The sequence below is a fragment of the Clostridioides sp. ES-W-0016-02 genome (assembly GCF_020641035.1).
In the GTDB taxonomy this organism is placed as follows: Bacteria; Bacillota; Clostridia; order Peptostreptococcales; family Peptostreptococcaceae; genus Clostridioides.
In genome coordinates, this window is sequence record NZ_CP061361.1 from 4,084,590 (window position 1) to 4,097,050 (window position 12,461).

The 12,461-nt window shown below is 29.7% G+C and carries 8 protein-coding genes; 1 reads left to right on the plus strand and 7 read right to left on the minus strand.

The window, feature by feature from the left end; genetic code table 11:
• The first annotated feature begins 11 nt into the window (after positions 1–11).
• Positions 12–389, plus strand: a complete 378-nt coding sequence (locus IC758_RS18945; protein ID WP_227437582.1) for a DNA polymerase III subunit delta — start codon at positions 12–14, stop codon at positions 387–389.
• Between the two features lie 130 nt (positions 390–519).
• On the opposite strand, the gene carB (IC758_RS18950) is transcribed toward IC758_RS18945, so the two are convergent.
• The 7 genes from carB (IC758_RS18950) to IC758_RS18980 form a co-directional block, all read right to left on the minus strand.
• Complete coding sequence (carB, locus tag IC758_RS18950; protein WP_227825050.1) at positions 520–3,726, minus strand: carbamoyl-phosphate synthase large subunit; 3,207 nt, start codon at positions 3,724–3,726, stop codon at positions 520–522.
• 184 nt (positions 3,727–3,910) lie between these two features.
• On the minus strand, positions 3,911–4,960 hold the full coding sequence (gene carA / locus IC758_RS18955; protein WP_227825051.1) for a glutamine-hydrolyzing carbamoyl-phosphate synthase small subunit: 1,050 nt from the start codon (positions 4,958–4,960) through the stop codon (positions 3,911–3,913).
• 257 nt (positions 4,961–5,217) lie between these two features.
• Positions 5,218–8,424: a carbamoyl-phosphate synthase large subunit gene (carB, locus tag IC758_RS18960; protein ID WP_227825052.1), complete on the minus strand. Its 3,207-nt coding sequence runs from the start codon at positions 8,422–8,424 to the stop codon at positions 5,218–5,220.
• Between the two features lie 52 nt (positions 8,425–8,476).
• Complete coding sequence (carA, locus tag IC758_RS18965; protein WP_227825053.1) at positions 8,477–9,520, minus strand: glutamine-hydrolyzing carbamoyl-phosphate synthase small subunit; 1,044 nt, start codon at positions 9,518–9,520, stop codon at positions 8,477–8,479.
• A gap of 25 nt (positions 9,521–9,545) precedes the next feature.
• The gene (gene pyrF, locus IC758_RS18970; RefSeq protein ID WP_227860665.1) at positions 9,546–10,262 is read right to left on the minus strand and encodes an orotidine-5'-phosphate decarboxylase; all 717 of its coding nucleotides are present in this window, start codon (positions 10,260–10,262) and stop codon (positions 9,546–9,548) included.
• A gap of 380 nt (positions 10,263–10,642) precedes the next feature.
• Positions 10,643–11,278 (minus strand): DUF1847 domain-containing protein, encoded by a 636-nt coding sequence (locus IC758_RS18975; RefSeq protein ID WP_227825054.1) that lies wholly within the window; start codon positions 11,276–11,278, stop codon positions 10,643–10,645.
• Between the two features lie 23 nt (positions 11,279–11,301).
• Positions 11,302–12,216 carry a nitroreductase family protein gene (locus tag IC758_RS18980; protein WP_227860666.1) on the minus strand — a complete coding sequence of 305 codons (915 nt, stop codon included), beginning with the start codon at positions 12,214–12,216 and terminating at the stop codon, positions 11,302–11,304.
• Between the last annotated feature and the right edge of the window lie 245 nt (positions 12,217–12,461).

A 12,461-nucleotide genomic window follows, 5' to 3' on the forward strand; every position in this document is an offset into this window, starting at 1 on the left:
AGTTTTTGTATATGGAGAAAAAAATATTATTAGAAAAAATTCTTGATACGCCAGGCGTTTCATATATTAATGAGAAAGTAAATTTATTTAAAGGTACCAAATGGATTTCATTTGGAACTTATATAATGACTGTTGAAAGCTTCTGCTATAAAGAAGATTCAAAACACTATAATCCAGTAATGGGTACATTTGATTATGAGTCAGAAATTTTTATAGTTAATGCCATATATAAAGATGAGGTCTACTCTATTAAAAATAAAAAACTCTATAGAAATGTATCTAAAGGAGATAAAATAGTTGTTACAATTAAATACTATTATGATAAATATGAAAATCTTATACATGAAGAAATTCATGACTACCACTCTTATCCTCTATCTAATGATTAAAGAAAAGACTGATAGTATCAAGATTGATATTTATTTTAGTTCACATAAGAAAATAATTATCGAGTATTAATTAAAGGCGAAAGCTCCTAGGAACTAACGCCTTTAATTAATCTAAATATTATTTTGTTTTTTATTCTGCTATATTATAAACTTTTAATTTATCTTTATTTATATGCTTTTTCTTAACCTCTACTAAGGCTTTTAATGTATCTAAAGATGTCATTATTTCAGTAGAAAATTCAATAGCTGTTCTTCTCATTTTAAATCCGTCTCTTGTTGAGTCATTACCTTTAGTAGGTGTATTTATTACTATATCAACTTGTTTATTTCTTATAGCATCTAGTATATTTGGTCTAGGCTCTTCAACTCTATTTACTATATCAGCTTCTATTCCATTCTCTCTTAGACTCTTAGCTGTACCTTCTGTAGCAACAAAAGTGTATCCTAACTCTTTCATATCTTTTGCTATTTCTATAAACTCTTCTTTATCGTTATTATTAACAGTAGCAAGTACTACTCCTCTTTCGTCAGACATATGTCTGCCTGCGGCTAAGAATCCTTTATATAGAGCTTCTTCTAGATTTTCTCCTACACCTAAAACTTCTCCTGTAGATTTCATTTCAGGTCCAAGACTTACTTCAACTTTAGCTAATTTAGACATTGAGAATACTGGCACTTTTACTGATACTAGTTTAGGCTCTTTATAAACTCCTGTACCATATCCTAAATCCTTTAATTTAGCTCCTAACATACATTTAGTAGCTAAGTCAACTATTGGTACCCCACTCACTTTACTTATATATGGTACTGTTCTACTGGCTCTAGGATTAACCTCTATTATATATAATTCATTCTGGAATTCTATAAATTGTATATTAACCATACCAATTACATTAAGGTCTAAAGCTATTTTTTTAGTATATTCTAGAATTTTGTCTTTTATCTTATCAGATATATTTTGGCTTGGATACATTGTCGTACTATCTCCAGAGTGAACTCCAGCTCTTTCTAAATGTTCCATTATTCCAGGTATTAATATATCTTCTTTATCACATATGGCATCTACTTCTATTTCTCTACCAGTTAGATATTTATCTATAAGTACTGGATTCTTATGGTCTCTGGCAAAGGCATCATCTAAATACTGAGTTAATTTTTCCTCGTTATAAGTTATTTCCATACCTTGACCACCAAGTACATAAGATGGTCTAACTAATACTGGATAACCTAATTCATTAGCAACTTCAATACCCTCATTAGTTGTCCATACACCTTTTCCTTTTGGTCTATTTATATCTAATCTCTCTAATAAGTCGTCAAATTTTTCTCTATCTTCTGCTGCATCTATATCATCAAAATCAGTTCCCAATATAGGTATTTTTTTCTCATGTAAGAACTTAGCTAGTTTTATAGCTGTTTGTCCTCCAAATTGTAGTATTACACCTTCTGGTTTTTCTTTTTCAATTATGTTTAAAACTTCTTCTTCTGTTAATGGTTCAAAATATAGTTTATCTGATGTATCAAAATCTGTACTTACTGTTTCAGGGTTATTGTTTACAATTATAGTTTCTATACCCATTTTTCTTAAAGATTTTACACAGTGAACTGAACAATAGTCAAATTCTATACCTTGACCTATTCTTATTGGTCCAGAACCTAATACTACAACTTTTCTCTTATCACTTACAACTACTTCATCATATTGCTCATAAGTTGAGTAGTAATATGGAGATAGAGCTTCAAATTCTCCTCCACATGTATCAACCATTTTATAAACAGGTTGTATATTGTATAGACTTCTTAATTCGTATAATTTTTCTGGGCTTATCTTCATTAAGTCAGATATACCTTTATCAGAGAATCCTTTTTTCTTTAATTCATGTAAGTATTCCTTATCTAAATCTTCTATTTTAAGACCTTTTAATTTTTCTTCTTGCTCAACTATCCATTTAAATTTATTTATAAACCACTTATCAACACCAGTGATTTCTTCTATCATTTCTACTTTATAGCCTCTTCTTATCATTTCAGCTAAATCAAACAATCTTTCATCATCAGGTACTACAACTCTTTTCTTTAGCTCTTCTAACGTTCTACCTTCTGATGGAGCATGAACTAATGAATATTTTCCTGTTTCTAGTGATCTTATTCCCTTAAGAATAGCAGCTTCAAAGTTGCTTCCTATACTCATTATTTCACCAGTTGCCATCATCTTAGTCCCTAATTTTCTATTTGCCTTTTTAAATTTATCAAATGGCCATTTTGGTATTTTTACTACTACATAATCTAAAGTTGGCTCAAAACAAGCATAAGTTTTTTTAGTTACTGCATTTTCTATTTCATCCAAAGTATATCCTAAGGCTATCTTAGCTGCCACTTTTGCTATTGGATATCCTGTAGCTTTTGATGCTAGTGCTGATGATCTACTAACTCTTGGATTTATTTCTATTATTGCATATTCTAAGCTATGTGGATTTAAAGCTATTTGAACATTACATCCACCTTGAACTTCTATTGCATTTATTATATCTATTGATGCTTTTCTAAGTAGTTGGTATTCTTCATCACTTAAAGTTTGACTTGGAGCAACAACTATACTATCTCCTGTATGAACTCCAACTGGGTCTACATTTTCCATGTTACATACAGTTATACAGTTTCCATTCCCATCTCTCATTACTTCATATTCTATTTCTTTCCAACCTTTTATACTCTTTTCAAGAAGAACTTGACCTACTGGACTTAATTGCAATCCATGTGAAAGTATCTCTCTTAATTCTTCCTCAGTATCAGCTATACCTCCACCAGTTCCACCTAGTGTATATGCTGGTCTTACAACCACTGGATATCCTATTTTGCTTGCAAATTCAAGACCTGCTTCTAGGTTTGTAACTATATCACTAACTATTACAGGTTGATTTATTTCTTTCATTACTTCTCTAAATAAATCTCTATCCTCACCCTTTTTTATAGACTCTATAGATGTACCTATAACTTTTACATTATATTTATCTAGTATACCAGCATCATGTAATTCTACAGCCAAGTTTAGTCCTGTTTGACCACCCATACCTGCAAGTAAGCTATCTGGTCTTTCTTTTTCTATTATTTTTTCTATAAATTCTATTGTTAATGGTTCTATATATATTTTATCTGCAATTTCTTTATCAGTCATTATCGTCGCTGGATTACTATTTACTAATACAACTTCTATTCCCTCTTCTTTTAATGCTTGGCAGGCCTGTGTTCCTGAGTAGTCAAACTCTGCTGCTTGACCTATTATTATTGGCCCTGACCCTAATACTAAAGTTTTCTTTATACTATCTAATTTAGGCATAACTCTTTCTCCTTATCTAAACAATTTTCACAGTTTCTATCTTCATAATCTATACAATCAATTTTAATTATTTTATTCCATATTAAATTTGAGATTATTTATTATATCTATATTAATTAAACCAATATTTTTTTGATTTAAGTTAGTCTTATTTTTAGTTATATATTATATATATTGATATTATTTATTTTACGAACTCTAAAAACTTATCGAAAATATAGTCATTATCTTTTGGCCCTGGACAAGCTTCAGGGTGGTATTGAACACTGTATACATCTAGCTTCTCATGTCTCATTCCCTCAACAGTATTATCATTTAAATTTATATGTGTCACTTTCATTTGTTTAGGAACTTCTGAAACATAATATCCATGATTTTGAGAAGTTATAAATACTTTTCCCTCTTCTAAATCTTTAACTGGATGATTTCCACCTCTATGTCCAAACTTAAGTTTAGCAGTTTTTCCTCCAAGAGCTAGGGCTAAAAGCTGATGCCCTAAGCATATTCCAACTATAGGCTTTTTACCAATTAGAGCTTTTATATTTTCTATAACATCTTCTAAATCCTCTGGGTCTCCAGGCCCATTTGATAAAAATATTAAATCAGGGTTTATACTTAATACATCTTCTGGAGATGTTGTAGCTGGGAATATTGTTATATCACATCCACGAGCTATAAATGATCTTAAGATATTTCTTTTAACTCCAAAATCCATAACAGCTACTTTTGGTCCATTTCCTTCTATATGCTCTACTTCTTTTCTTGTAACCGTTCTAACTGCTTCTGTATTTGAAAACTTATCTAATTTATGTTTAACATCTTCTAACTTGCTATCTTCTAATGTAATTATACCTTTCATTGTCCCATTATTTCTAAGTATCTTAGTTAAAGCTCTTGTATCTATTCCTTCTAGTCCTATCACTTTATTTTGCTTTAAATATTGGTCTATATCAATCTCACATCTAAAATTACTTGGAGAATCACTTTTTTCTCTTACTATAAATCCTTTCACTTGCACTTTTTCAGATTCTGCTGATGATAAATTTATACCATAATTTCCTATAAGAGGATAAGTCATAGTAACTATTTGACCATAGTAAGAAGGGTCTGTTAAAACTTCACCATATCCTATCATCGAAGTGTTAAATACTACTTCTCCTACACTTTCTTCTAAATATCCAAATGCTTTTCCTATAAAAACTGTCCCATCTTCTAATATTAACCTTGCTTTCATATTACAGTACCTCCTATAATTCTCTTTAGGCAAACTAAAGAACATTAACTAAATATAATCTTTTAAATATCTATATCTATTTTTCACTTTTACATTCTAGTTTTATACTTATTTACATTTATTTTTTATCTTTTTCTATTATACTACAAATTTCTTAAAAAAAAGAAGTTATCTCAAAAGTAAAAACTCATAGAAAAAATAACTTCTTCTTTTTAATTTAATGATTAAATTCTTAAACTATACAATCAACTTAATTTCTATTCAGCTATATTGTAAACTTTTAACTTATCTTTGTTTAGGTGTTTTTTCTTAACCTCTACTAGAGCTTTTAGTGTATCTAAAGATGTCATTATTTCAGTAGAAAATTCAATAGCTGTTCTTCTCATTTTAAATCCATCTCTTGTTGAGTCATTACCTTTAGTAGGTGTATTTATTACTATATCAACTTGTTTATTTCTTATAGCATCTAGTATGTTTGGTCTAGATTCTTCCACTCTGTTTACTATATCAGCTTCTATTCCATTTTCTCTTAGACTCTTAGCTGTCCCTTCTGTAGCAACAAAAGTGTATCCTAACTCTTTCATATCTTTTGCTATTGCTATAAACTCATCTTTATCGTTATTATTAACAGTAGCAAGTACTACTCCTCTTTCGTCAGACATATGTCTACCTGCAGCCAAGAATCCTTTATATAGAGCTTCTTCTAGATTTTCTCCTACACCTAAAACTTCTCCTGTAGATTTCATTTCAGGTCCAAGACTTACTTCAACTTTAGCTAATTTAGACATTGAGAATACTGGCACTTTTACTGATACTAGTTTAGGCTCTTTATAAACTCCTGTACCATATCCTAAATCCTTTAATTTAGCTCCTAACATACATTTAGTAGCTAAATCAACTATTGGTACCCCACTCACTTTACTTATATATGGTACTGTTCTACTGGCTCTAGGATTAACCTCTATTATATATAATTCATTCTGGAATTCTATAAATTGTATATTAACCATACCAAGTACATTAAGGTCTAAAGCTATTTTTTTAGTATATTCTACTATCTTTTCTTTTATCTTATCAGATATATTTTGGCTTGGATACATTGTCGTACTATCTCCAGAGTGAACTCCAGCTCTTTCTAAGTGTTCCATTATTCCAGGTATTAATATATCTTCTTTATCACATATGGCATCTACTTCTATTTCTCTACCAGTTAAATACTTGTCTATAAGTACTGGATTCTTATGGTCTCTATCAAATGCATCCTGTAGGTATTGAGATAATTTTTCTTCATTGTAAGTTATTTCCATACCTTGACCACCAAGTACATAAGATGGTCTAACTAATACTGGATAACCTAATTCATTAGCAACTTCAATACCTTCATTAAGTGACCATACACCTTTTCCTTTTGGTCTGTTTATGTCTAGTTTTTCTAATAAATCATCAAATTTTTCTCTATCTTCCGCTGCATCTATATCATCAAAATCAGTTCCCAATATAGGTATATTTTTCTCATGTAAGAACTTAGCTAGTTTTATAGCTGTTTGTCCTCCAAATTGTAATATTACACCTTCTGGTTTTTCTTTTTCAATTATACTTAAAACTTCTTCTTCTGTTAATGGTTCAAAATATAGTTTATCTGATGTATCAAAATCTGTACTTACTGTCTCAGGGTTATTGTTTATGATTATAGTTTCTATATCCATCTTTCTCAAAGATTTTACACAGTGAACTGAACAATAGTCAAATTCTATACCTTGACCTATTCTTATTGGTCCAGAGCCTAACACTATTACTTTTTTCTTATCACTTACAACTACTTCATCATATTGCTCATAAGTTGAGTAATAATATGGAGATATCGCATCTATTTCTCCTGCACATGTATCAACCATTTTGTATGCTGGTTTTATGTTATATAGACTTCTTAATTCGTATAATTTTTCTGGGCTTATCTTCATTAAGTCAGATATACCTTTATCAGAGAATCCTTTTTTCTTTAACTCAAGAAGATAATCTTTAGTTAAGTCTTCAATCTTCATAACTTTTAATTTTTCTTCTTGCTCAACTATCCATTTAAATTTATTTATAAACCATTTGTCTATTCCTGTGATTTGTTCTATCATTTCTACTTTATAGCCTCTTCTTATCATTTCAGCTAAATCAAACAATCTTTCATCATCAGGTACTACAACTCTTTTCTTCAACGCTTCAATACTTCTCTCTTCTGATGGAGCATGAACTAATGAATATTTTCCTGTTTCTAGTGATCTTATTCCCTTAAGAATAGCAGCTTCAAAGTTACTTCCTATACTCATTATTTCACCAGTTGCCATCATCTTAGTTCCTAATTTTCTATTTGCCTTTTTAAATTTATCAAATGGCCATTTTGGTATCTTAGCAACTACATAGTCTATAGTTGGCTCAAAACAAGCATAAGTTTTTTTAGTTACTGCATTTTCTATTTCATCCAAAGTATATCCTAAAGCTATTTTTGATGAAACTTTTGCTATTGGATATCCTGTAGCTTTTGATGCTAATGCTGATGATCTACTAACTCTTGGATTTATCTCTATAACTGCATATTCAAAACTATGTGGGTTTAATGCAAACTGAACATTGCATCCACCTTGAACTTCTACTGCATTTAATATATCTAAAGATGCTTTTTTAAGCATCGCACATTCTTTATTGCTTAGAGTTTGTGTTGGAGCAACAACTATACTATCTCCTGTATGAACTCCAACTGGGTCTATATTTTCCATGTTACATACAACTATACAGTTTCCTTTTGAATCTCTTATTACTTCATATTCTATTTCTTTCCAACCTTTTATACTTTTTTCAATTAATACTTGTCCAACTGGACTTAATTGCAATCCATGTGAAAGTATCTCTCTTAATTCTTCCTCAGTATCAGCGATACCTCCACCAGTTCCACCTAATGTGTATGCTGGTCTTACAACTACTGGATACCCTATTGTAAGTGCATAATCAAGACCTGCTTGTAAATCTGTAACTATATCACTAACTATTACAGGTTGATTTATTTCTTTCATTACATCTCTAAATATATCTCTGTCTTCACCTTTTTTAATAGATTCTACTGAAGTACCTATTATTTTTACTCCATATTTATCTAGTATGCCTTTTTCATAAAGCTCAACTGCTAAGTTTAATCCTGTTTGTCCACCCATACCTGCAAGTAAGCTATCTGGTCTTTCTTTTTCTATTATTTTTTCTATAAATTCTATTGTTAATGGTTCTATATATATTTTATCTGCCACTTCTTTATCAGTCATTATTGTAGCTGGATTACTATTTATTAATACAACTTCAATTCCTTCTTCTTTTAAAGATTGACATGCTTGAGTTCCTGAATAGTCAAATTCTGCCGCTTGACCTATTATTATTGGTCCTGACCCTAATACTAAAGTTTTCTTTATACTATCTAATTTAGGCATAAATTTTTCTCCTTATCTAAATGGTTTTTACTATCTGTAAATAATACTAAATCTATATTAATGCTAAGAATTTATTAAATATACAATCTAAATCTTCTTTTGTTGTGTATTCTGGAATGTACTGAACACTATATATTGGTAATTCCTTATGTCTCATTCCTTCTATAGTATTGTCATTTAAATTTACATGAGTTATCTCTGTATCTTCTGGCATTTCTGAAACATTGTATCCGTGATTTTGAGAAGTTATAAATACTTTTCCTGTTTCTAAACATTTAACTGGATGATTTCCTCCTCTATGTCCAAATGCAAGTTTTGAAGTTTTTCCACCTAATGCTAATGCCAAAGTTTGATGTCCTAAACCGATTCCTGCTAGTGGTTTTTTGCCTACTAATTTCTTTATATTTTCAACTATATCATTTATATCTTCTGGATTACCTGGCCCATTAGATAATAATATCAAGTCAGGGTTTATATTTAAAATTTCTTCTGAAGTAGTCATTGCTGGTACTACCATTATGTCACAGTTACAAGCTTTCAGTGAGTCTAATATACTATTTTTAACACCAAAGTCTACAACTAAGACTTTAACACCAGTCCCTTTAATATTTTCAATTTCTTTTCTTGTAACACTTTTAACAGAATCTTTATTGCAACACTCTGTTAATTTAGACTGAATTTCTTGTAATGATACATTTTCTAAAGTTATAATACCTTTTTTTGTTCCATTATTTCTAATAATCTTAGTCAATGCTCTTGTATCTATTCCTTCAAGTCCAATTACTTTGTTTTGCTTTAGATATGTGTCTATATCCATTTCACATCTAAAATTATTTGGGTTGTCACTTTTTTCTCTTACTATAAGTCCTTTTACTTGTACTTTATTTGATTCAACATCTTCTAAATTTATTCCATAGTTCCCTATAAGTGGATATGTCATTGTCACTATTTGTCCATAATAAGTTGCATCTGTCAGTAGTTCACCATATCCTGCCATTGAAGTATTAAACACAACTTCACCAACAGCTTCCTTTAAATATCCAAATGCTTTTCCTTCAAATACTGTTCCATCTTCTAAAATTAATTTCCCCTTCATATAAGCTACCTCCCAAATGTTTTATCTAAGCATTTTCTATTTCTTTTACAATATTAATAGCTGATTCTCTTGGACTTTCTGCTTTTGTTATAGGTCTTCCAACAACTAAATAATGAGCTCCTCTTTTTATTGCATCTGATGGAGTAACAACTCTTTTTTGGTCTCCAACTTCTGCTGACTTAGGTCTTATCCCTGGGCAAACTGTTATAAAATCAGTTCCACATGCCTCTACTATCTTATCTACTTCTTGAGCTGAGCAAACAACTCCATCTATTCCTGATTCTTTTGCTAATTTAGCTCTCTTTATAGCCAATTCTTCTGTTGTCATATTACATCCTATATCTTGTAAGTCTTGGTTGCTTAATGAAGTTAAAACTGTTACTCCAACCACCAAAGGTTTTTCTATATTTAATCTCTCTGCTTCTTCTTTAGCAACTAGTGCACATTGTCTCATCCCTTCCATATCTGATACATGAATTGTCATTAACCAAACATTATCTCTTACTGCAGCTCTTACTGCACTTTTCATAGTATTTGGAATATCATGGAATTTAAGGTCTAGAAATATTTTTTTACCTTTTTCTTTTAAATAGTCTATTGTCTTTCCTTTTGTAGCCACATATTGTTCTAGTCCTACTTTAAATATATCTACACTATCTTCCAATTTGTCTATTAGTTCTTTAGCTTTATCAAATTTGTCAGTATCAATTGCAACTATTAGCTTCTCTTTACCATTTATCATTTTTATATCTCCTTTTTAATAAAGCCTAAATCCTCATAAAAAAATCCTTACACCAAAAGAGGCACAAGGATTTTATCTATACATAACTTTGATATTAATTAGCTATGAGATATCTTTCCCAGTCTCTCTGGACTAGTTTAAAAGACTTTATTATATTTAAATTTTTTATTTTATACTCATCAAAAACCTCTAGGTGATTTACTAGAGGTTATATATTAACACTATCTATAACCCTTTAGTCTCTCTGGACTAGTTTAAGGAATTTAGTCATAATATTTTTTCTTTATTTATATAACTTTATGTATCTTAAGGATATTTTAAAGTTTCATCTTTTTTATAATTAAACCACTAATTGCTTTTTATGTCAATAAGTCTTTGAATTATTCTTCCTCTTTATCAAATAATTTTTTTTCAAAATAAGACTCTGCATTATATATAGCAGCAGCTGGATTATGCCCAGTTACTCTATCTTTGACAATTAGAGTTGTTATAGGAGCTTCCATATATTTCATGGCTAATGTATCATGACCAACACATAATCCAAGAATTATATTAAGGTCAACTTTAGCCTCATTTAAAAATAAAGCTTGCCCTATTGGATTACACATTATTTCATCTTTACATTTTGATATTGTTTGTGATGGCTTCAATCCAACTGTAGTCTTAGGAATCGCTCCATTTTTACATATAACAGAAAACACTTCAAATCCATGATGTTCAAATACCTTTTGTACTGTTTGCATTTCTCTTTTTAAACCAATACAAAATGCTATACCAATTTTTTTATAGTCACATTTTTTAGCAAACTCTATAATCTCTTTTAACCTAGTATATTGACAGTATCCCTCTGTTTCAATTAATCCAGCATTATAAGCTATTTTTCTATTTTCTTCCTCTTCATAAAGTTTTTTTGCTTTTTCTTGTAACTCAACTTCCCTAGTTGGGCATATCTTCATTAGCTTATCCATATCTCCATCTGAACAGCCTCTAAGATTACATTTCCCACACTTATACATGTCTACTATCCCCTCTCAAAATTTTATTCATTTTGTGATTCTTCTTTTTCCAAACTTAAATTTTCATCTTGAGTTTCTTCTTCTGGTTTTACATGTTCAACTACAGTTATAAAATATGATTTTCCTATTTTATTCTTTATAGGAAGTTTTTCATATGAAACATCTATTTTATTTTTTATACATGCTATATCAAAATGTCTTAAACCTACACCTAAGCTAACCTTATTCATATATTCACAATGTTTCTTAGGTTTCTTTTCAAATAGATGAAGACCTCGTTCATCTTTGTGAAAATACCAAGGTTGAGAGTTTTTCACAGATGGAGCTCTTCTTGTAAATTCTAATATTTCTTTCCATTTTCTATTTCTATTTATTTTATTTATAATATCTTTTACTGGTTTTCTATCAGGTCTAGCATATCTTGTCCTAAATAAATCTTCATTTTTTGCCGGATATCCAAAAGCTATTATTATATATGGATTTTCTATTTTGTTTTCATCTTCTTCTTCTGTTTTTATTCCAGCTAAATAATCTAAATCGTCTTCTTCATCTTCTCTTGGGTCTTTGTTTCCAATATCTACAAATTCCAAGATATCTTCTCTTTTTAATGTGGACTCCAGCCAACAAGTAGCTACTCCTAATGTTGTAAGACGTAATACTATACCTTCAGTAGCAAAACCTATATTTTGTAAATAGTCTTTTCCTTTATCTGATGTGACTACTATATAATGAGGTGCTTTTACTTTACATTCTTTCCCCATTAAAAAGTGTATTATATGACCCCTATCAACAACATGTGCTTTAATATTTAAATCTTCATTTAAGTATTCTAAATTTTTACAACTTCTTTTTATTTCTTCCATTAATGGCTTTTTTAGTTTTGTACTGGAAAAATTTCTTACAGATTTTCTATAAAAAATGGCTTCATAAAGCTCCATTTATGCCCTCCTAACTGAAATCTTCTGTTCATAATATATAAACTACTATATTTAAACATATATAAGCTTTGCCAGAAAATTTTTTATTTCATTATAAATATCTATCTCATTATTATATTATAAGTTTTTTTCGGTATTCTTGTATAGCCTTTCACTAAAAAAGTATTTTTATTTCTACTTTAATACTATTATCAACAAAAAATAACATCTTAGTTACAATTATATATCTAAACAATCTATTTTAA

Excerpts from the sequence above, each read along its gene's own strand:
- IC758_RS18945 (WP_227437582.1), top strand. The coding sequence starts at position 12 with ATGGAGAAAAAAATATTATTAGAAAAAATTCTTGATACGCCAGGCGTT.
- carB (WP_227825050.1), bottom strand. The coding sequence starts at position 3,726 with ATGCCTAAATTAGATAGTATAAAGAAAACTTTAGTATTAGGGTCAGGG.
- carA (WP_227825051.1), bottom strand. The coding sequence starts at position 4,960 with ATGAAAGCAAGGTTAATATTAGAAGATGGGACAGTTTTTATAGGAAAA.
- carB (WP_227825052.1), bottom strand. The coding sequence starts at position 8,424 with ATGCCTAAATTAGATAGTATAAAGAAAACTTTAGTATTAGGGTCAGGA.
- carA (WP_227825053.1), bottom strand. The coding sequence starts at position 9,520 with ATGAAGGGGAAATTAATTTTAGAAGATGGAACAGTATTTGAAGGAAAA.
- pyrF (WP_227860665.1), bottom strand. The coding sequence starts at position 10,262 with ATGATAAATGGTAAAGAGAAGCTAATAGTTGCAATTGATACTGACAAA.
- IC758_RS18975 (WP_227825054.1), bottom strand. The coding sequence starts at position 11,278 with ATGTATAAGTGTGGGAAATGTAATCTTAGAGGCTGTTCAGATGGAGAT.
- IC758_RS18980 (WP_227860666.1), bottom strand. The coding sequence starts at position 12,216 with ATGGAGCTTTATGAAGCCATTTTTTATAGAAAATCTGTAAGAAATTTT.